This window comes from Streptomyces sp. f51, assembly GCF_037940415.1.
In the GTDB taxonomy this organism is placed as follows: domain Bacteria; phylum Actinomycetota; class Actinomycetes; order Streptomycetales; family Streptomycetaceae; genus Streptomyces.
In genome coordinates this window covers 370,292-390,930 of the sequence record NZ_CP149798.1, presented here as the reverse complement: position 1 = coordinate 390,930, position 20,639 = coordinate 370,292, and the positions used below count along the sequence as shown (strand labels likewise).

Annotated in this window: 13 protein-coding genes; 5 read left to right on the top strand and 8 right to left on the bottom strand. The window is 71.8% G+C overall.

The features are described from left to right. Positions 1-194: 194 nt before the first annotated feature. Positions 195-1,334, bottom strand: coding sequence for an aminoglycoside phosphotransferase family protein (locus tag WJM95_RS01705; protein ID WP_339127649.1), 1,140 nt, complete (start codon positions 1,332-1,334; stop codon positions 195-197). A gap of 231 nt (positions 1,335-1,565) precedes the next feature. Here WJM95_RS01705 and WJM95_RS01700 point away from each other — a divergent pair, with 231 nt between their 5' ends. Continuing rightward, positions 1,566-3,068 (top strand): hypothetical protein, encoded by a 1,503-nt coding sequence (locus tag WJM95_RS01700; protein WP_339127648.1) that lies wholly within the window; start codon positions 1,566-1,568, stop codon positions 3,066-3,068. Positions 3,069-3,167: 99 nt separating this feature from the next. Here the strand turns inward: WJM95_RS01700 and WJM95_RS01695 are convergent, their stop codons facing one another. The 3 genes from WJM95_RS01695 to WJM95_RS01685 form a co-directional block, all read right to left on the bottom strand. Continuing rightward, positions 3,168-4,634, bottom strand: coding sequence for a SpoIIE family protein phosphatase (locus tag WJM95_RS01695; RefSeq protein WP_339127647.1), 1,467 nt, complete (start codon positions 4,632-4,634; stop codon positions 3,168-3,170). A gap of 280 nt (positions 4,635-4,914) precedes the next feature. Further along, positions 4,915-5,595 (bottom strand): TetR/AcrR family transcriptional regulator, encoded by a 681-nt coding sequence (locus tag WJM95_RS01690; protein WP_339127646.1) that lies wholly within the window; start codon positions 5,593-5,595, stop codon positions 4,915-4,917. Positions 5,596-5,775: 180 nt separating this feature from the next. After that, entirely contained in the window at positions 5,776-6,789 is a 1,014-nt protein-coding gene (locus WJM95_RS01685; RefSeq protein WP_339127645.1) for a Gfo/Idh/MocA family oxidoreductase, read from the bottom strand. A gap of 213 nt (positions 6,790-7,002) precedes the next feature. Between WJM95_RS01685 and WJM95_RS01680 the strand changes: the two genes are divergently transcribed. Further along, positions 7,003-8,421 (top strand): basic amino acid/polyamine antiporter, encoded by a 1,419-nt coding sequence (locus tag WJM95_RS01680; RefSeq protein WP_339127644.1) that lies wholly within the window; start codon positions 7,003-7,005, stop codon positions 8,419-8,421. A 34-nt stretch (positions 8,422-8,455) separates the two neighbouring features. Beyond that, complete coding sequence (locus tag WJM95_RS01675) at positions 8,456-9,718, top strand: arginine deiminase (RefSeq protein WP_339127643.1); 1,263 nt, start codon at positions 8,456-8,458, stop codon at positions 9,716-9,718. Positions 9,719-9,773: 55 nt separating this feature from the next. On the opposite strand, the gene WJM95_RS01670 is transcribed toward WJM95_RS01675, so the two are convergent. Together WJM95_RS01670 and WJM95_RS01665 are read right to left on the bottom strand one after the other, a co-directional pair. Next, entirely contained in the window at positions 9,774-11,342 is a 1,569-nt protein-coding gene (locus WJM95_RS01670; protein ID WP_339127642.1) for an FMN-binding glutamate synthase family protein, read from the bottom strand. A gap of 93 nt (positions 11,343-11,435) precedes the next feature. Next, on the bottom strand, positions 11,436-13,013 hold the full coding sequence (locus tag WJM95_RS01665) for an alpha/beta hydrolase (RefSeq protein WP_339135296.1): 1,578 nt from the start codon (positions 13,011-13,013) through the stop codon (positions 11,436-11,438). A gap of 254 nt (positions 13,014-13,267) precedes the next feature. On the opposite strand from WJM95_RS01665, the gene WJM95_RS01660 reads away from it, so the two are divergent. Next, positions 13,268-14,068 carry a chaplin gene (locus tag WJM95_RS01660; protein ID WP_339127641.1) on the top strand — a complete coding sequence of 267 codons (801 nt, stop codon included), beginning with the start codon at positions 13,268-13,270 and terminating at the stop codon, positions 14,066-14,068. A 275-nt stretch (positions 14,069-14,343) separates the two neighbouring features. Then, entirely contained in the window at positions 14,344-15,201 is an 858-nt protein-coding gene (locus WJM95_RS01655; RefSeq protein WP_339127640.1) for a GNAT family N-acetyltransferase, read from the top strand. 54 nt (positions 15,202-15,255) lie between these two features. On the opposite strand, the gene WJM95_RS01650 is transcribed toward WJM95_RS01655, so the two are convergent. Then, the gene (locus WJM95_RS01650) at positions 15,256-15,999 is read right to left on the bottom strand and encodes a class I SAM-dependent methyltransferase (protein WP_339127639.1); all 744 of its coding nucleotides are present in this window, start codon (positions 15,997-15,999) and stop codon (positions 15,256-15,258) included. Next, entirely contained in the window at positions 15,983-20,512 is a 4,530-nt protein-coding gene (locus WJM95_RS01645) for an aminotransferase class I/II-fold pyridoxal phosphate-dependent enzyme (RefSeq protein ID WP_339135294.1), read from the bottom strand. The genes WJM95_RS01650 and WJM95_RS01645 overlap by 17 nt, the downstream gene beginning before the upstream one ends. Positions 20,513-20,639 lie beyond the last annotated feature (127 nt).

The window sequence follows — 20,639 nt, the reverse complement described above, 5'->3', positions numbered from 1 at the left end:
TCCGTCAATCATGCGCAGGAGGAGGCGATTTCCCATGTCAGCGTGGGGTGAGGGGGTTTCGTGGCGGCGGCCTCCCGGCCTGCGGGGCGTCAGTGGCGTGGACCAATGCCCCGAACGGCGGGTCGTGCACGAGGGAGGTCCGCGGTGCGCCGGTGTGCCGGTGTGCCGGCGGCTCCGCGGACCTCCGTCCCCCTTCAGCGCGTCCCGACCGCCGCGCGTACGGCCCGCCGGGCCAGCTGGCAGTCGTCGTGCAGCCGCCGCAGCAGCAGGCGCTGCTCCTCGCCCGACGGCGCGGCGCCCGGGTGCGCCGGACCCGCCGGTGACGGGGCCGCCTCGTGCAGGGACCGCTGCACGGCCATCTCGTACGTACGGATCTCCCGGGTGAGGACGATCATCAGGTTCACCAGGAAGGCGTCCCGTGCCGCCGGTCCCGCCGACTGCGCGAGCTGGCTGATCTGACGGCGTGCCACGGGAGCGTCGCCGAGGACCGCCCACAGCGTCGCCAGGTCGTACCCCGGCAGATACCAGCCCGCGTGCTCCCAGTCCACCAGCACTGGACCGGCCGGTGAGAGAAGGATGTTCGACAGGAGGGCGTCGCCGTGGCAGAACTGGCCCATGCCCTGGCGGCCGGAGGTCGTGGCGATGCCGTGCACCAGCTTCTGGAGGTCGCCCATGTCCCGGTCGGTGAGCAGGCCCAGCTCGTGGAAGCGCGAGATCCGTTCCGCGTAGTCCAGCGGGGCGTTGAACGTCCCGGCCGGCGGCCGCCACGCGTTGAGCCGGCAGATGGCGCTCAGCGCCGCGCGGATGTCCGCGCGGGGCGGGGCCTCCAGGGGATGGCGCTGGAGCGCGGCCACACGGCCCGGCATGCGCTCGATCACCAGGGTGCAGTTGTCCGGGTCCGCCGCGATCAGCCGGGGCACCCGCACAGGCGGGCGGTGCCGGACGAACAGACGGTATGCAGCTATTTCGTGCCGGATCCGCTCGGCCCAGACCGGGGAGGGGTCCAGTAAACACTTGGCGACCGCCGTGTTGCGTCCCGTCGTGCCGACGAGGAGCACGGAGCGTCCGCTGCGGCGCAGCACCTGGACCGGAGCGAACTCCGGGCAGATCCGGTGCACCGACGCGATCGCCGTGCGCAGCTGGGCGCCCTGGGGGCCGGACAAGTCGAGTCTCCCGCTGAGCGGTTGGGTGCCGAGCCCCGGCACGCGCCGCGTCCGGCCCGCGCCGAGCACGGGGGCCGCCTGACGCGAGGGGTCGAGGTAAGGGCCGCTGCCCACCGGGCGGGGGTGCAACGACCGGGGCGGAGCGGACACGGAGGACGATGCTGTGTACATGGGCGAAACAGATCCCTTCGTGTGCCTGCGAGTTGCCGCGCTGCCCGCCCCGGCCGCCTGGTTCATCCTGGGGAATGTCCCTGGCAACCGGGTCGGGGTGGCGCGTTCCTACCTGACACCCGACGTCCACTGGCACACCATCTGGCGCACCCTGGCGAACCCTGGCGAATAGTCGCTCAGCAACTGACAGGCGGTTACTGTCGAAATCAGCCGAGAACCTGGGGGCTTGACGTGAACGGACAACCCAACACTCGTCTGTCGGACCTGTTCGGCCTGGCCGGCTGGTCCAAGGGTGAACTCGCGAGGCTGGTCAACCGGCAGGCGGGGGCCATGGGCCACCCGCAGCTGGCGACCGACACCTCGCGGGTGCGGCGGTGGATCGACATGGGAGAGATCCCGCGCGATCCGGTGCCGCGAGTGCTGGCGGCTCTGTTCACCGAGCGTCTCGGCCGTGTCGTGACCATCGAGGACCTCGGTCTGGTCAGGCACGGGCGCGCGGGGAAACGGCAAGGCGCCGCCGGGAGTGTGGAACATCCCGACGGAGTGCCGTGGGCGCCCGAGCGGACTGCCGCGGTCCTCACCGAATTCACGGGAATGGACCTCATGCTCAACCGACGCGGCTTGGTGGGCGCGGGTGCCGCGCTCGCCGCGGGATCCGCACTCAGCACTGCCATGCACGACTGGCTGCACACCGATCCGGCCCTGACGGCCGACGCTCCGCAGTTCCAAGACCCCCTGCACGCCGACTCCGCCGGGTTCGACCGCTACGAGGCCGCCCCCATCGGGTCGCAGGAGATCGAGGAACTGGAGCGCTCCGTCGAGGTGTTCCGGGCCTGGGACGCGGCTCGCGGTGGCGGGCTGCAACGCAAGGCCGTGGTGGGCCAGCTCAACGAAGTGGGAGGCATGCTCTCCTACCGGCACCCCGACCATCTCCAGCGGCGCCTGTGGGGCGTCGCCGCCAACCTCGCCGTCCTCGCGGGCTGGATGTCGCACGACGTCGGCCTGGAGCCCACGGCGCAGAAGTACTTCGTCATCGCCGCCCATGCCGCTCGGGAGGGCGGCGACCGGCCCCGCGCGGGGGAGGCGCTCTCCCGGGCGGCCCGTCAGATGGTGCATCTGGGCCGGCCCGACGACGCGCTCGACCTCATGAAGCTCGCCAAGTCCGGTTCGGGTGACGAGGTGCTGCCCCGGACACGGGCGATGCTGCACACCATCGAGGCCTGGGCGCAGGCGTCCATGGGCAAGGGCCAGGCCATGCGGCGCACCCTGGGGATCGCGGAGGACCTGTTCGTCTCCGACCGCGGTGACGTACCGCCGCCCAGCTGGATGCAGTTGTTCGACGAGGCCGACATGCACGGGATGCAGGCGCTCGCCTACCGCACCCTGGCCGAGCACGAGCCGGCCGCAGCGGCGACGGCGCAGCGTCACGCCAAGGAGGCCCTGAAGCTGCGGGAGTCGGGGCGGGACCGGTCGAAGATCTTCGACCACATCTCGCTCGCGTCGGCCTGCTTCATCGCCGACGATCCCGAACAGGCCGACCGCTACGCGCGACTGGCTCTGACGTCGATGGGGTCCAACTCCTCCCATCGCACCTGGGACCGGCTGCGCGAGATGTACCGGCTCACCGGGCAGTACTCCAGCTATCCGAAGATCAGCGATCTGCGTGAGGAGATCAAACTCGCGCTGCCGAAGGGTTCGCTCAAGCCCAGGCGCGGTGACAGCACACGCGTCTGACAGCGGGCACCGACGTCAGGATCCCGTCCGGGCCGTCAGCATCCGATCCGGGCTGCCAGGAGCCGGTCCCGGGGGTGTCGGCATTCGGTCCCGCGGGTGTCAGGATCCGATCCGGGCGATGAGCACGCAGGCGTCGTCCTCGCGCTCGGCTCCGCCGAACTCCTCGACGATCACCCGAATACAGTCCTGTGCCGTACGGGCCTCGCCGAAGCGTGGGGCCAGGTCGAGCAGCTTCCGGACGGCCGCCGTCCTTCCCGCGTCCCCGGCCTCGTCCGGGTGGGGAGCATCCGCGTGCCGGGGGATCAGGCCCTCGGTGTGCAGGAGCAGCAGGTCGCCCACGCGGAGGCTCTCCTCGGCCTGCCCGTAGACGGCGCCGGAGGTGGCTCCGAGCAGGACGCCGTCCGGTGCGGTCAGCGCACGCCCCGTCCCGTCGCGGTACAGCAGCGGGGCGGGGTGGCCTGCCTGTGCCCAGGTGAGGGTGCGGGTCGCGGGGACGTAGCGGCAGCAGACGGCGCTGCCGAGGGCGGGCTGGACGGTGGAGTCGATCAACTGATTGAGCCAGGAGAGGAGTTGACCCGGCTGGGTGCCCGCCACCGCCATACCGCGCAAGGCGCCGAGCAGCATCGCCATGCCCGAGGTCACGGTGACTCCGTGGCCGGTGAGATCGCCGACGCTCAACAGCGTCTCCCTGCCGGGGAGTTCGAGGGCGTCGTACCAATTGCCGCCGATCGGCGCGCCGGTGGACGACGGGAGATAGTGGGCCGCCACGTCCAGTGCCCCGGGTCCGCTGCGCGGGAAACGCAGGGAGCCGCGCCAGGGCGGCACCACGGCCTCCTGGAGTTCGAGGGCGAGCCGGTGTTCGGTCCGCGCGACCTGCCGCTGGAGCCGGAGGGACTCGCGGGTCTCGCCCACCACCCGCTGGCTGCGGCGCAGTTCGCTGACGTCACGCAGCACGGCCCACATCGAGGCGGTGCTGCCGTCGGGATCGAGCACGGGCTCGCCCATCATGTGGACGGTCCGCACCGTGCCGTCGGGGCGCACGACGCGGAACTCCCCGTCGATGGGCTTGGCGTCGATGAGACAGTCGGTGACCATCGCCGTCAGCATCGGCCGGTCCTCGTCGACAATCACCGAGGGCAGCTCGTCGAGGGTGAGCGGGGGAGCGGCGGCGTCACGGCCCAGGATCTGGTAGAGCTCGCCGGACCAACTGGCCTCGTCCGTCAACAGGTTCCACTCGGCACTGCCCACCCGGCTCAGCAGCGAGCCCTGCGGGGGCGCGGCCGGCGCGCTCTCGGTGACGGCGGTGGCCGCGGGCGCGTCGGGGACCTCCGGAGGGCCGTCCCGAAGCTCGGCCAAGTGTGCGTCCAGGTCGTTCAGTTGGTGCAGGGCCAGATTGCACAGGGCCCGCTGCCAGCGTCCGTGCGCGTCCTCCTCGTCCACGGGTGCCTCGCGTCGTACGGCGTCCACCTCGCCGCGCAGGCGGCGCGTCTGCGAGATGAGCGCGTCGACCGAGCCGCGCCGGGGCGGCTGGGCGGCGGGGCGGTCCGCAGAGAGATGGGGTGACATGACGTACTCCGATGCGGGGACGGTACGACCTCGGCGAGGGAAGGACCGCTACGACTGTCGCACAGCCCGCGACGCGCTGTAAGGGATTTGGCAACACCCGATACGGTCGTGCTTCTGGTATATGCCGCAGTCCTCCCGGAGTGGGCGACCGGTCCCGATGCGGTAGTCGCCCTTGGGGGCCAAGTCGTAGACACCATACGCGACTTGAGGGTCAAGAGTGACCCTGTGCGCGGACGTCACTCTGTTGTTCGAAGCGCAGGTGTGCGAGCGCGGGGAGCGTTCAGAGGGAGCGCGCGAAGTCCGCCACCTCGGCGTCGTACAGATAGGACGGATCGATGCCCATGGAGGCGAAGTTGCCCTCGATCTCCAGGGCGGCCGTGCCGTGCAGATGGGCCCACAGCATCGTGGCGCGGGCGGCGACGGCCTCGGACACGTCCTCGAAGCCGTGCCGCTCCCGCCACTGCCGGAACTGCGCCGCCTCGCCTCCCGGCTCCCGGGGCTCCGGCTCGGCCAGGGCGCTCACCGCGTCCAGGAGGACGGTCATGGCCGGCTGTGAGGCCTGGACCAGGTCGGCGGCCTGGGCGTCGTAACCCTGGATCGGGGCCCGGAAGAGCAGGCGGTAGCGATGCGGCTCGGCCAGCGCCCAGGCCCGGTAGGCGTGGACCAGTGCGGTCAGCCGGGCGGCGGGATCGGCCGGGCCGGCCTCGGCGGTACGGGCGAGGGTCGAGGCCAGGTCCCCGTAGGCGTCGACGACGAGCTCGGTCAGCAGGCTGTCGCGGTTGGCGAAGTAGCGGTAGAGCGCGGGGCCCGTCATGCCCAGCTGCTTGGCGATCGCGTTCAGCGACAGCGCCTCCGGCCCTCCCTCGGCGAGCTGGCGCAGCGCCGCCGTCTTCACCTCCTGGCGCACCTGCGCCCGGAACCGGTCGCGCGGGCCGGTCCCGCTGCGGGTGTCTGCGGCCACGTCATCGCCTCTTCGGGTCGGGGTGCGGGAGAGCGTTCTGTTAGATCCTATCACTGAAGCGATAACTGCTAACTGTCCGCTCTCCCGCCCGGCCCGACGCGTCCACGGCGCGAGGCCGGTGGGCCGGCGGGGGGTGGGCCGACGGGCCGGTGGGGGTGGGCCGACGGGTCGGTGGGCCGGTCAGGCGTAGAGGTCCGGGCGCGGGGCGAGTTCGACGGCCACCCGGCCTCCGCCCTCCAGTGACCTGACCCCCGCCTCGGCGACGGCGGACGCCGCGTACCCGTCCCAGACGCCGGGCCCGGTGACCTGGCCGGCCCGGGTGGAGTCCACCCAGGCCTGCACCTCACGGTCGTACGCTCCGGCGAAGCGCACGAGGTAGTCCCGCGCGACCTCCTCGTGCCTGCCGCCGGCCGTCGTCACGGTCAGGGCGCGCTCCTCCCCGATCCGGGCGGTCCCGGCCTCGCACACGGCCTCGCACCCCACCTGGTAACCGAACCCGGAGTTCACGAAGACCTCGACGTCCACGAGCGCGCCGCCGGCCGTCTCGAACAGGATGAACTGGGGGTCGATCAGCCCCTCCGGGGCGGCGGAGGAGGGCCGGGGGCGCAGCACGGTGACCGCCGTCAGCTCCTGCCCCAGCAGCCAGCGCGCCGCGTCGATCTCGTGCGAGACCGAGCTGTTGACCAGCATCGCGGAGGTGAAGCCGGGCGGTGAGGAGACGTTGCGGTGCGTGCAGTGCAGCATCAGCGGGCGGCCCAGCCGGCCGCCGTCCAGCAGGGACTTGAGGCGCAGGTACTCGGCGTCGTACCGCCGCATGAACCCGACCTGCGCCAGCCGCCGCCCGAGCCGCGCCTCCGCCTCCATCACCCGCAGCGCCCCGGCCGACTCCGGCACCAGCGGCTTCTCGCACAGCACCGGCAGACCGCGGTCGAACGCGGCGAGCAGGGCCTCCTCGTGCGCGGGGCCGGGGGAGGCGATCAGTACGGCCTCCACTCCGGGCGCGTCAAGTGCGGCCTCCGCCTCGGCGTGGACCGACGCGCCCTCGATGCCCGCCGCCGCGCGCCCGGCGCGGTCGGTGTCGGGATCGGCCGCGGCGGCGACCCTGGCTCCGCTCACCACCTGATCCAAGCGGCGTACATGGTCGGCTCCCATGTGTCCGGCACCCAGTACCGCCACACCCAACAACTCGCTCACGCGGTGCGCACCTCTCCGACGACGGCCGGGACCGCTCCGTCCCGGTGATCCGATTGTCGGCCGCGGAGATCGCCGACGCAGCACCCTGGGAGCAGGCTCCTTCTGCACCTCGCCGGGCATTCCGGGCAATTGGTTGTTAAGGTCGCTCAAGTCGCCAGATGATGTTGCCCGCATCGTGGTCGCAGACGACGATGCCCTCTCCGCGGGACACCCATGACGCAGGCCGACGCCGAGCCCGAGACGGCCCCTGCCGCCAAGCTGACCCTGGTCACCCTCTCCATGATGGTCGTCGGCTCCATGGTCGGCGCCGGGGTGTTCTCCCTCCCGCGGCGCTTCGCCCAGGAGACGGGTGTAGCGGGCGCGCTGATCGCCTGGGCGGTCGCCGGCACGGGCATGCTGATGCTCGCCTTCGTCTTCCAGCGGCTCGCGATCAGCAGACCCGACCTCGACGCGGGCGTCTACGCCTACGCCAAGGCGGGCTTCGGCGAGTACCTCGGCTTCTTCTCGGCCTTCGGCTACTGGGCCAGCGCCTGCGTCGGAAACGTGACGTACTGGGTGCTCATCATGTCGACGATCGGGGCCATCGCACCCGCGCTCGGCGACGGGGACACCGTTCTCGCGGTGGTGCTCTCCTCGGTCGGGCTGTGGGCCTTCTTCCTTCTCATCCGGCGCGGGGTCAAGGAAGCGGCGGCCATCAACCGGATCGTCACCGTGGCCAAGATCGTCCCGATCCTCGTCTTCGTCGTGCTGGCGCTCTTCTACCTCAAACCTCATGTGTTCGCCGAGAACTGGGGCGGCGCCGCCTACGCGGGCTCCCTCTTCGAGCAGGTCAAAGGCACCATGCTGGCCACCGTGTTCGTGTTCCTCGGTGTCGAGGGGGCGAGCGTCTACTCCCGGCACGCCGGCCGCCGCGAGGACGTCGGCCGCGCCACCGTCCTCGGCTTCCTCAGCGTCTTCGCCATCTTCGCCTCGGTCACGATCGTCTCGTACGGGCTGCTGCCGATGGGAGAGATCGCCGAGCTCAGACAGCCCTCGATGGCCGGAGTCCTGGAGAGCGCGGTCGGCACCTGGGGCCAGGTCTTCGTCAGCGTCGGCCTCATCGTCTCGGTGCTCGGCGCCTACCTCGCCTGGACACTGATGGCCGCCGAAGTGCTGTTCGTCGCGGCCAAGGACGAGGACATGCCCCGCTTCCTCTCCCGCTCCACCCGGGCCGACGTCCCCGTTCCCGCGCTGCTGCTGACCACCCTGCTCACCCAGGTGGTCCTGGTCGTCACCCTCTTCTCGGACGACGCCTTCAACTTCGCGCTCGACCTGACCAGCGCCCTGACCCTCATCCCGTTCCTGCTCGCGGCGGGCTTCGCGCTGAAGATCGCCCGGCGCCGGTTCGGCGGCGACCTCGTCGTCGCCGCGGCCGCCACCGTCTACACGGCCTTCCTGCTGTACGCGGCCGGGCTGAAGTACCTCCTCGTCTCCTTCATCGTCTACGCGCCCGCCACCGTGCTGTTCGTGATGGCGCGCCGCGAGCAGGGCAGGACGCCGTTCTCGCCCCGCGAACTGGTCATCCTCGGCGTCTCGGTCGCCGGTGCCGTCACCGGGATCGTCGCCCTGGCGCTGGGCTGGATCAGTCTGTGACCGCCTAAGCCCCCGGCCCGGAGAAAGGCACACCATGACCCGTCAGGACACCGCCGGCCGCCCCGCGTACGGCGTCCACTCCGAGGTCGGCACGCTGCGCAAGGTCCTGGTCTGCGCACCCGGCCTCGCCCACCGCCGGCTCACCCCCACCAACGCCGACGACCTGCTCTTCGACGACGTCATGTGGGTGGAGAACGCCCAGCGGGACCACGCCGACTTCGTCAACAAGCTGCGCGGGCGCGGAGTGGAGGTCGTGGAGCTGCACGACCTGCTCGCCCAGACCGTGGCCCTGCCCGTGGCGAAGGACTGGCTCCTCGACCGGAAGATCACCCCGAACGAGGTCGGACTCGGACTCGTCGACGGCACCCGGGCCTTCCTGGAGTCCCTCGAACCGGCCGCCCTCGCCGAGTACCTGATCGGCGGACTCTCCACCGCCGACCTGCCCGAGGAGTTCCGCACCGGCTATCTCCCCCTGGCCCGCGAGTCGACCGGCGTACGCGAATACCTCATGCCGCCCCTGCCCAACACCCTCTACACCCGCGACACCACCTGCTGGCTCTACGGCGGTCTGACCCTCAACCCGCTCTACTGGCCGGCGCGGCACGACGAGACCCTTCTCATGAAGGCCGTCTACTCCTTCCACCCCGACTTCGCCGGCTCCACCGTGTGGTGGGGCGACCCCGAACTCACCTGGGGCCAGGCCACCTTCGAGGGCGGCGACATCATGCCGGTCGGCAACGGCGTCGTCCTCATGGGCATGAGCGAGCGCACCTCGCGACAGGCCATCAGCCAGGTGGCGGCCGCCCTCTTCCGCAACGGCGCGGCCGAGCACATCGTCGTCGCGGGCATGCCCCGACTGCGCTCCGCGATGCACCTCGACACCGTCTTCACCTTCGCCGACCGTGACCTCGTCACCCTGTATCCGGCCATCATGGACTCGGTGCACACGTTCTCCCTGCGGCCCAGCGACAAGGCCCCGGGGATCGAACTCACCGACGAGGGCTCACGCGCCTTCACCGACGTCGTCGCCGAGGCGCTGGGACTGCCCGGACTGCGGATCGTCGAGACCGGAGGCGACGTGTACGCCTCCGAGCGGCAGCAGTGGGACAGCGGCAACAACGCGGTCGCCCTGGAGCCCGGCGTGGTGTTCACCTACGACCGCAACACCCAGACCAACACCCTGCTGCGCAAGGCCGGGGTCGAGGTGATCACCATCGTCGGGTCCGAACTCGGGCGAGGGCGCGGCGGTGGCCACTGCATGACCTGCCCCATCGTGCGCGACCCCGTCGATTTCTGACGCCCGGCGCGCCCCCGGGGACCCGGCGGCTCGGACGGAGTCCGGGACGGCCGGCTCAGAAGGAGTCCGGGTCGGCCGCCGTCCAGTCCGCCGCCCAGGTCATCGGCGGCTCGGCGAGCAGGACCCCGGGCGCGAGCCACTCGTACAGCTCCGCGTACGACCTCACGGTGGTCGGCCCGATCCGCCGCAGCAGCCGGTGGGGCGTGAGTTCGCCCGGATCCCGCACGCCCATCGCGGCCATGATCTGGCTCGCGCTGCGCACGGTGGCTTGCTGGTAGCGCCGTACCCGCTCGGACTTGTCGGCCACGTCCAGCGCGCGGACCCGGCGCGGATCCTGCGTCGTCACCCCGACCGGGCAGGTGTTCGTGTGACACCGCTGGGCCTGGACGCAGCCGACCGCGAACATCATCGCGCGGGCCGCGTTGGTGTAATCGGCGCCCTGGAGAAGGCGTTTGACGATGTCCGAGCCGGTCGCGACCTTGCCGCTCGCACCGATCCTGACCCGGTCCCGCAGCCCGGCGCCGACCAGCGCGTTGTGCACCGTGATCAGGCCCTCGGTCAGCGGCGTACCGATGTTGTCCGCGAACTCCAGGGGCGCCGCCCCCGTCCCGCCCTCGGAACCGTCCACCACGATGAAGTCGGGTGTCACGCCCTCGGCGAGCATCGCCTTGCACACGGCCAGGAACTGACGCCGTGAGCCCACGCACAGCTTGAAGCCCGTCGGCTTGCCGCCCGCCAGCTCCCGCATCCGCGCGACGAACCGCACCAGCTCCCGCGGCGTCGAGAACACCCGATGGTACGGAGGCGACACCACCGTCTCTCCCTCGGGCACACCGCGCACCCGCGCGATCTCCGCGTTCACCTTCGCCCCGGGCAGCACCCCGCCGACCCCCGGCTTCGCCCCCTGGGAGAGCTTCAGGGACACGCACTTCACCTCGGGCAGCGCCGCCTTGTCCGCGAACTCCCGCTCCTCGAAGTCCCCTTCGGCGGTACGGCACCCGAAGTACCCCGTACCGATCTCCCAGATGAGATCACCGCCACCGCGCAGATGATGGTCCGAAAGACCGCCCTCGCCGGTGTCGTGCGCGAAACCCCCCATCGCCGCACCCCGGTTGAGCGCCAGGACCGCGTTCGATGACAGGGAGCCGAAGCTCATCGCCGAGACGTTGAGCAGGGACATCTCGTACGGCTGCGTGCAGTCGGGGCCGCCCACCCGGACGACCGGCGGTTCGTCCGGCGGGTCCAGGGGGCGCATCGACGGCTCCAGGAACTCGTAGCCGTCCACGTACACGTCACGTTCCGTGCCGAACGGCTCCTCGGCCTCGTCGCCCTTGGCCCGCTCGTACACGATGGTGCGCACAGTGCGGTCGTAGGGCCGCCCGTCGACGTTGCGCTCGACGAAGTACTGCTGGAGCTCGGGACGCAGCGCCTCCATCAGGAACCGCAGATGGCCGGTCAGGGGATAGTTCCGCAGCACGGAGTGGCGGCGCTGCGCCAGATCGCCGCCGCCGAGCGCCGTCAGCGCCAGCAGCGGGCCGGCCGCGCACCACCACCAGGCCGATACGGTGCCCACGAGGAGCAGCGCCCCCGCGGCAGCGAGGGCGACGAGCAGCAGTGGGAGCATCCGGCGCACCCCATGAGTCAAACCCATGGGGACGAAAGCCGCTGATCGGGACACCCGCCCGGACCGTCTCCCTCACCCCCGGGGGAGTGCCCGTCAGTAGCCGTCCGCGTTCTCCGGCGCGCAGGAGCTGCCGCTGGCCGGCAGCGACCCGTACAGCAGGAAGTCGTCGACCTTGTTGTGCACGCACTTCGAGGACGCGTACCCGGTGTGTCCCTCGCCCTTGTTGTCGAGCACCACCGCGGACGAACCGAGGCGCTTGGCGGTCTCCTCGGTCCAGCGGTACGGGGTCGCCGGGTCCCCGCGCGTGCCGACGAGCAGCATCTTCGTGGCGGGGACGTCACGGACCTTCTCGCGTATGTAGTCGGTGCCCTTCGGACGGCCGTAGCACATCAGGACCTGGGCGAGGCGGTAGCGGCCGAAGACGGGCGAGGCCTCGTCGTAGGCGGCTCGCAGCCCCGCCACCTGCCGGGCGACCTCGGCGGCGCCGGGCCGGTCGGGGTCGTCGGCGCAGTTGACGGCCATCAGGGCGGCGGGGAGGTTGTCGAGCGGGACGTCCTCCGCGTCCACGAGGCCGCTGTGCTTCGCCCGCTGCCGCACGGGCGTGGAGGTGGCGGGCAGGGAGGCGCCGCCGTACAGCTGGGTGAGTCCGTGGGTGTCGCCGTCCTGGACCAGCAGACTGAGGGCCTGTTCGAGGACGGGCCACATCGCCTTGCTGTACAGCGCCTGGCCGATCGCCCCCACCAGGTCCTGTCCGGTGAATTCCTGGCCGTAGTCCGAGGGCACCGGCTCCTCGTCGAGCGACTTCACGAGCTGGACCACCTGCTCGCCCGCGCTGCGCCCGTCCTGTCCGAACGGGCAGGCCATGTTCTTCGCGCACCAGGTGACGAAGTCGTCGAGAGCGGTCTGCTGGCCCGCCGCGCCGGCCAGGCCCTGCTCGGTGATCGGCTCGGTGAGGGTGTCCACGCCGTCGAGGACCATCCGTCCCGTCCTCTTCGGGAACTGGGCCGCGTACACCGCGCCGAGCCGCGTCCCGTACGAGAATCCGAGGTAGTTGAGCTTCTTGTCGCCGAGGGCCTGGCGCATCACGTCCAGGTCGCGGGAGGCGTTGACCGTACCGATGTGGGGGAGGACCGCCCCCGAATGCCTCGCGCAGGTGTCGGCCGCCCTCTTGACCGCCTTGAGCGCGGCCTGCACGTCGGAGCCCGTGGCCGTCGTCCCGAAGATCTCGTCCGCGCCGTCGCCGCAGCTGACGGGCGAGGAACGGCCGACGCCGCGCGGGTCGAAGGTCACCACGTCGTAGCCGTTCGTCAGACCCATGAAGTCCTTGCCGCCCGCGGCGAGCCCGGGTATGCCGGCGCCGCCCGGGCCGCCGAAGTTCAGCAGCACCGAACCCCGGGAATGGCCCGTCGCCCGGTAACGGGCCAGCGCCAGGTCGAGGGAGCCGCGATCCGGGTGCGCGTAGTCCAGCGGGACGGTGACCTTGCCGCATTGCAGGTCCTTGGGCATGCCGTCGCCCTTGCACGCCGACCACGCGATCTTCTGGCGGTAGAAGGAGGACAGGTCGGGCCCGTCGTCGGCCGTCGCCGTCGCCGCCGGCAGGCCGGCGGCCAGCAGGGTCAGGGTCGCGGTCGCGGCCCCCACGACCGCGAAGCGTTGGTGCACGGACAGCATGCCTGCCTCCAGCTGCGGTGGACCGGCCATACCTCCCGGATCACGATAGACGCGGCCTCGGGGACCCGCCTCCGGGCGGGCCGGACCGCCGGGCGTCCCCGTCCCGCGCGGTTGTCCCCCGGGGCCCGGGAGCCGTTCGAAATACCTGACCCTCGAAGGGGTGAAAGGCCGACAAGCCATAACTCGGGCCGGTCGTCGGCGTTCTTGGCAATGTGGGCGAGCGCCCACGGCGTTGTCAGGAAGGCAGTGAACGTATGAAACGGGTGACCCGAAATGGTTTGATCGCCGCGGCCGCCGCCTCGGGCGCGCTGGCCGCGGTGGTGCCGGCGCACGCCGACTCCGCGGCCGAGGGCGCGGCGGCGGGCTCGCCCGGACTGATCTCGGGCAACACCGTCCAACTGCCCGTGCACGTCCCGGTGAACCTGTGCGGGAACACGGTGAACGTGGCCGGGCTGCTCAATCCCGCCGCGGGCAACCGCTGCGCCGACACCGCGGGCGGAGGCGGGAGCGCCGTGACCGGCGGCCCAGGACGGCACGGCGGAGCGGGGGCGCACGGCGGCGGACGGCACGGCGGCGCCGGGACGCACGGCGGCACGGTCGGGCACGGTGGTGCGGGGTACGGCGGTTCGGTCGGCGAGGCCGGCGGCCGTGACGGCGGAGGTGCGGTCGCGCACGGGCGCGGAAAGGATTCGCCGGGTGTCCTCTCGGGCAACGGCCTCCAGCTCCCGGTGGACCTCCCGGTCAACGTCAGCGGCAACTCCGTGACGGTGGTCGGCCTCGGCAACCCGGCCGTCGGGAACCAGTCGGCCAACACCCCGGGCACGGGGCCGGTGCGGGCGCACCACCCCGCCAGGCCGGAGCCGAAGCCGTCCACCCCGTCCGCGGTGACGCCCGACTCCGGAACGCCGGGGAAGGCGCTGCCGCCGGGCGGGACCGCGGCCACCCTCGCCCACACGGGTGCCGACGGCACGATGTCCGCCGTCGCGGCGAGTGCGGCGATGCTGCTGGGCGGCGCCGTCCTGTACCGCCGGTTCCGGCCGGCCTCGGTGCGCTGACCCGCGGCGATCACGGACGGGAGGCTCCACCGGACGGGTGACCGGCGGAGCCTCCTCCGCGTCCTCCCCGGGTGCGGTCGCCCGGCGCCCGGCGAGCGGTGTCGCGGTGCGCGTACGGAGCGGGTCCGCCCCGGTGGCCGAATCCGGCCCCGTGGACCGCGCCCGTCGCTGCGGTCCGCGCGGAGATCGGCGAGGATGCTGCCGGGCGACCGGCCGGCGCACTGTGCGCCCCCGTACACCGGCGCACACCCCACCCGTACGCATTGGAGTGCCCCATGATCTCTCCGGGACCGGACGGCCTCGTCGTCGGCCAGGCCACGCTCGACGACTGGAAGGTCGTCGGGGGCTGGGCGGCGGACGAGGGCTGGAACCCCGGCCTGTCCGACAGCGCGAGCTTCTTCGCGCAGGATCCCGCGGGCTTCTTCATCGGACGCGTCGGCGGGGAACCGGTCTCGGCCATCTCGGTCGTCAACTACAGCGCCGACTACGCCTTCCTGGGCTTCTATCTCGTGCGCCCCGATCTGCGCGGGAAGGGTTACGGTCTCGCCACCTGGGAGACGGCCCTCGCCCACGCGGGCGACCGGACCGTCGGCCTCGACGGCGTGGTCGCGCAGCAGGACAACTACCGCAAGTCCGGCTTCGAACTCGCCTACAGGACGGCCCGGTTCACCGGTGTGGTCCCCGTGGGGCCGGAGCCGTCGGGCGTGCGTGCCGCGGGCGGCGCCGACCACGAAGCGATCACGGCGTACGACAGCGCCTGCCACCCGGCCGACCGGCCGGTGTTCCTGGAGTCGTGGCTGACCGCCCCCGGGCACCGCACCTTCGTCCGCCACGCCGACGGCGGCCGGCTGAGCGGATACGCCGTGATCCGTCCGGCGCGTGACTGCCTGCGCGTCGGCCCGCTGTTCGCCGACACCGCCGACGACGCCCGCGCCCTGTTCACCGCGCTCGCCGCCGACGCGGGCGGCAAGGAGCTCGCCGTGGACGTGCCCCGGTCGAACACGGCGGCCGTCGCCCTGGTGGAGGAGCTCGGCCTGAGCCCCTCCTTCGAGACGGCCCGTATGTACACCGGGCCCGTCAGGGCATCGGCGCGCGACCGCGTCCACGGAGTGACGTCGCTGGAACTCGGTTGAGCGGAACGACCGCAGGGCCCCGCCGGGCTCGCGGCCGGGAGGGGCGGCGCGGACTCATCCGGTGGGTGAGGCCGCGGCCGTCCCGGTGAGCAGGATCATCCCGGAGTCCCCGTAGTCCGGCAGGGTCGGGTCCGACGGGATGCGGTCGACCGTGAGCCGGTCGGTGAGCGGCGTGAACACCTCGGTGATCACGTCGGTGTCCACCGGGCAGCCGGGCCAGCGCGAGTCGGCGCCGATCCGGTAGGTCGGCATGTTCTCCATGAAGGCGGCGACCAGATGCCCGCCGGGCTCGGCGCACGCGACGAACCGGCGGCAGAAGTCCTCGAACTCCGCGAAGTCCTCGGTGGCACCCTCGGCGACGAAGTGCATGGAGACGAGCTCGTAGCTCCCCGGTTCGACGGACCGCAGGTCGCCGTGCACGAGCCGCACCGGGGCCAGCGACTCCTCCAGGGTCTCGGGTACGCCGGGGTCGAGACTGCGGCACAACGCGTGGAAGGGCAGCCAGCTCCGGTCCGGCGGCCCACTCAACTGCCGTGCCAGATAGGCGGCGTTGGAGGCGCCCGCCTCGACGGCGTCGATACGGCGGCTGGCGGCGGACGCGAGGATCAGCGGGTAGAGGTTGGGACCCGCCCCGATCTCCGCGGACCGGGCGACGGTGCCCGGCGCGAACTGCCGGTAGAACGCGCTGTGGTGGGCGATGACGGCCGCGTCCGACGGATGCAACTCGCGGTAGTTCTCCGCCAGATAGTCCTCGACCGGCCAGCTGTCCCAGTCCACGTCGTCATTGAGCACCGTCATCGTGGACTCCGTCCCTCGGCCGCAGCCGATAGCGCTCGGTGAGCCGCGTCAGTGTGTCGTTGAGCCGGTCGACGTCCTCGTCGGAGTTGAGCGCGGTCAGCTGGACCCGGAATCCGACCCGGTCGCGCGGTACGAGGGGATAGGCCGCCAGGGTCACGTAGATGCCGTTGTCCCACAGGAACCCGCCGACCGCGTCCAGGTCGTCGGCGTCCGCCAGCGGGATCTCGATGATCGGAAGGCGGTCCGTGTTCAGCGTGCCCGCCCCGATTTCCTCCAGATGATCGAGCACCCGCCCGGTCTTGCGGTACAGATCGGCTCGGATGGCGTCCCCGCGGCTGTCGTTGACGTCGAGGCCGGCCAGCGCCGTGGCGAGGGAGGCGGTGGGCGAGGGGCCCGAGTAGAGGTAGGGGGCCGCGGTGGTCTTGAGCCGGTCCTTGAGTGAACTGGGCAGCGCGAGGAAGGCCAGCAGCGACGAGTATGCCTTGGAGAACCCGCCGACGAGCACGATCCCCTCGTACGACTCCCCGGTGTGCCGTACGACGCTGTTGCCGCGGTCGCCGTACGGACACGACTCGTTCGGGCGGCGCTCCCCGATGACGCCGAAGCCGTGTGCGTCGTCGATGTACATCAGGGCGTTCCGCGGCCTGCACACCGCGGCCAGGGCCGGCAGGTCGGGGATGTTCCCGCTCATGCTGTTCACGCCGTCCAGACAGACCAGCCGGGGCAGGCCCGCGGGGACCTCGTCCAGCATCGTGGCCAGTTCGTCGAGGCGCCCGACGTGGAAGCGGCGCAGCGTCGCCCCCTGTCCGCGGGCCCCCACGCATCCGTCGAACACGGTCCGGTGCGCCGTGGCCTCGACGAAGACATGGCCGGGGCCGGCCAGGGCGGGGATCACCGAGGCGTGGATCAGGGTCGCCGTGGGGAGCAGCAGCGTGTCCGGCGCACCGAGCAGGTCGGCGAGCCGCTCCTCGATGTCGGGGTACAGCCGGGGACTGCCGATGAGCCGCGACCAGCTGGGGTGGGTGCCCCAGCGCCGTACGGCCGGCTCGATCGCCTGGATGATCTCCGGATCGCAGTCGAAGCCGAGGTAGTTGCAGGAGGCGAAGTCGATCATCCAGTGGTCGCCGCTGCGGATGTGCCGGCCGCGCACCTCGTCCAGGACGGCGTCGCTCATGGGGCTGGTCTGCCGCAGATGCTCCAGGTCCCGCCAGCGCCTGGACCGGCGTGTGCCCTCGGCGGGCCCTCCGTCGGAGCGTGGGTTCCCGGTCCGCGGGTCGTCGGACCGCTCGTTCTCGGACCGAGGGAGGTCGGGGCGTGTGCTGTCGGCCGGAGGGCCGCCGGATCGGGTCTGCTCGGCCGGCGGGCCGTCCTGTCGGGGGTTCTCGGGCTGTGGGCCTTCGGGTCGCGGGCCCTCCGTCCGTTCGCCGTCGGTCTGCGCCGTCTCGGGCGGGGACGGCCGATCGTCGTGGGGGTCGGCGGGCGCCGGCTCCGTCTGTCCCATTCCGTACCTCGTTTCCGCCTTCGCGGCGGTGGGCCGTACCGGGTTGCGAACCCCGTCGCGCTGCCGCAGCAGGAACTCGCTCTGCTGCACCGTCATCGGCCGGGCGAAGAGGAACCCCTGTCCGAACCGGCATCCCATGCCGGCCAGGAGATCCCGCTGCACCGGATCCTCGATCCCCTCGGCGATCACCTGGATACCCAGTGTGTCGGCGAGACCGACTATTCCCTCGACCAGCGCGACCTGTCGAGTGTCCAGCGCGATGTCGTCGATGAACGTCTTGTCGATCTTCAGTACGTCGACGGGGAAGTCCCGCAGGTACCGCAGCGACGAGTAGCCGCTGCCGAAGTCGTCGACGGCTATGTGCACGCCGAGATCCTTGAGCGAGTACAGCACCGCCTGGATCTGGGCGTCCCGGCGCATCAGCACCGTCTCGGTGAGCTCCAGCTGGAGCGACCCGGGCGCAAGTCCCGGAGTCTCCAGCGCCTTGCGCACCTCGCCGAGGAAGCCGCTGTCGCGGAACTGGCGGGGGGAGACGTTGACGCTGACGTACGGCGGGTCGGCCCCGTGGGCCGACCTCTGAAGTCCGGCCATGTCGGTGACGGCGTTCGACAGCACCCACGCACCCAGCGGTGTGATGTGCCCGGTCTCCTCGGCGAGGGCGATGAACTGGTCGGGCGGAACCGGCTCGTGGTGCGGACGCGGCCAGCGGGCCAGGGCCTCGAAGCCGACGACCTCGCCCGCGGCGATGTCGACGACGGGCTGGTAGCGCAGGGTGAACTCGGACCGGGCCACCGCGCCGTCGAGACGGGCCTGGAGATCGTGTCGTTCCACCATCCGCACCCGCAGCCGGGGCAGGAACCTGCGCCACTGCCGCTTGCCGGCCGCCTTCGCCGCGTAGAGGGCCAGGTCGGCGTGGCCGAGGAGTTCCTCGGCGTCCGTGCTGTCCCTCGCGGTGGCCACGCCGACGCTCGCGGACACGTTCACCGAGCCCTCACGGAGGCTGAACGGCCTGCTCAGAGCCTGGATCACCTGCGCCGCGAGCAGTTCGGCGTCGAGCGGTTTCTTCGCGTCCTCCATCAGCACCGCGAACTCGTCGCCCCCGAGCCGTGCGGCGGTGTCCGTGCGGCGCAGGGCGCCCGAGAGCCGTTCGCCGACGGCCGTCAGGAGATGGTCGCCGGTCGAGTGCCCCATCGTGTCGTTGACCATCTTGAAGTCGTCGAGGTCGATGAAGAGCAGACAGGTCAGGCTCGCCCCGCGGCGGCTGCGCAGCAGCGCGCGCTCGATCCGCTCCAGGAGCAGGGTCCGGTTGGGCAGACCGGTCAGGGGATCGTGGAAGGCGCGCTCGGTCAGCTCGTGTTCCAGACGCCGCTGCTCGGTCACGTCCCGCAGCGTGATGACGAGCCCCGCCACCGTGGGGTCCTGGCGCAGGTCGCTGCACCGCACCTCGACCTCGATGCGGCCGCCGTCGCGCAGCACCCACCAGTGGTCGTGGTTCTCCGAGCCCCCGTCCTCGCGCAGGGCCGCGAGTCCCTTGACGACCCGGGTCCGGTCCCTGGAGTCCACCAGTTCGGGCAGGGGCGCCCCGGTCAGCTCGGCCTGGCCGAACACGGCGCGCGCGGACGGGCTCGCGTACCGGACCGTGTTGTCGTCCTCGACGATGAGGATGACGTCCGAGGCGTTGCGCACCAGCGTGCGGAAGTACGCCTCGCTCTCCTTGCGGGTGATCTCCTGGCGCAGCGCGATGCGTTCCACGGCCAGACCGGCGTGCGAGGCGAGGATCTCAAGGGAGCTCTGGATCTCGCGGAGCTGCTGCTCGGGACCGGCCGCCAGCAGGACGCCGGGCAGCTGTTCGGTCGGCTCGTCGGGCGGGATCATCGGGCACACGAGCGTGTTGGGCAGGCCGTCGAGCCGGCCGGCGATGTCCGCTCCGAGCTGCTCGGTGGCCACCAGCTCGGAGCGGCGGGTGGCCAGCCCGTTCGCGTACTCGGCCGGCAGCACGAGGCTCCGGTAGGCGACCGTGGACCCGAACAGCGTGCTGACCGCGGTGTCGCACGCCATCTCCACGTCCTGCGGCCGGACGGCCGCGACGAGGGCGGTGGCCGCGGTGCGCAGGGCCAACTCGCGTTCCACGGCGTTGCGGTGGGCCACCACCATCCCGGACAGGCGCAGCAGCACCAGCAGGAAGAGCGCCGCCGAGAAGACCGCGATGACGGCGGCGTCCTGGGCGTTCCCGCGCCGCCCCTCGTAGAGCAGGATCGCGGGTGCCACCAGGGTGGCCGCGGCGAGCGCGAGCAGCCGACGGCGTGTGGGCCGCAGCGACTCGCGCCGCACCACGGGCCGGGTCAGCTGCACCATCGAGGGATGCAGTCCTGCGAGGCCCCAGGCCGTGTAGAACACGATCCAGCCGGAGTCGAGCAGGGTCCCGGTCTGCCACAGGTCGTTCAGCTGGAGGATCCCGTACGCGATGTCGAAGGTGAGCAGGGTCGCCGTGCCGAGGACGAGGAGGCGGAGTGAGGGGATGCGGCCGGAGCCGGAGCCGGACACCAGCAGGCGGGTCAGCATCGCGAGGACGAGCACGTCGCCGAGCGGGTAGGCGATGCTGATGGCGCGCTGCTGCCAGGTCATGCCGGGCACGTGGGTGAGCGGCTGCACCAGGAAGACCCAGACGGGCAGGGCCAGACCCAGGGCGAAGATCAGCGCGTCGAGCAGGCTCGGCAGGTCGTGGCCGGGCCAGCGGTAGCGGACGAGTCCGTAGAGACCGCCGGCGAACAGCGGATACACGGCGAGGTAGCAGGCGTCCGCGGGGGAGGGGAACGGGTTGTTGAAGTGGAAGTACGACTCCATCACGTTGTACGACGTGTCGCCCGCGGAGAACGCCAGCAGCCCCGCGGCCAGCAGCAGCCACGGCCAGCGGTGCGCCGGGCGGTTGACGACGATCCCCGTGAGCATGGCCGCGACGCCGCCGAGTCCGATGACGGCCCACAGCGGGGTCCGGGTGAAGGAGACGGCCATGTACACGATGGTGGTGGCCGCGACCAGGAGGGTGTACACACCGAGGCGCCGTGGCCGCAGCAAGCCGCCTCCGAGGCGAAGTGCCCGCAGCAAGCCGAACCGCCTCCCTACGTCGGACGGCACGGGG

Bases quoted from the DNA above. Each gene is read 5' to 3' on its own strand.
- WJM95_RS01705 (WP_339127649.1), bottom strand. From the start codon at position 1,334: ATGTACACAGCATCGTCCTCCGTGTCCGCTCCGCCCCGGTCGTTGCAC.
- WJM95_RS01695 (WP_339127647.1), bottom strand. From the start codon at position 4,634: ATGTCACCCCATCTCTCTGCGGACCGCCCCGCCGCCCAGCCGCCCCGG.
- WJM95_RS01680 (WP_339127644.1), top strand. From the start codon at position 7,003: ATGACGCAGGCCGACGCCGAGCCCGAGACGGCCCCTGCCGCCAAGCTG.
- WJM95_RS01675 (WP_339127643.1), top strand. From the start codon at position 8,456: ATGACCCGTCAGGACACCGCCGGCCGCCCCGCGTACGGCGTCCACTCC.
- WJM95_RS01670 (WP_339127642.1), bottom strand. From the start codon at position 11,342: ATGCTCCCACTGCTGCTCGTCGCCCTCGCTGCCGCGGGGGCGCTGCTC.
- WJM95_RS01665 (WP_339135296.1), bottom strand. From the start codon at position 13,013: ATGCTGTCCGTGCACCAACGCTTCGCGGTCGTGGGGGCCGCGACCGCG.
- WJM95_RS01660 (WP_339127641.1), top strand. From the start codon at position 13,268: ATGAAACGGGTGACCCGAAATGGTTTGATCGCCGCGGCCGCCGCCTCG.
- WJM95_RS01655 (WP_339127640.1), top strand. From the start codon at position 14,344: ATGATCTCTCCGGGACCGGACGGCCTCGTCGTCGGCCAGGCCACGCTC.
- WJM95_RS01650 (WP_339127639.1), bottom strand. From the start codon at position 15,999: ATGACGGTGCTCAATGACGACGTGGACTGGGACAGCTGGCCGGTCGAG.
- WJM95_RS01645 (WP_339135294.1), bottom strand. From the start codon at position 20,512: ATGGCCGTCTCCTTCACCCGGACCCCGCTGTGGGCCGTCATCGGACTC.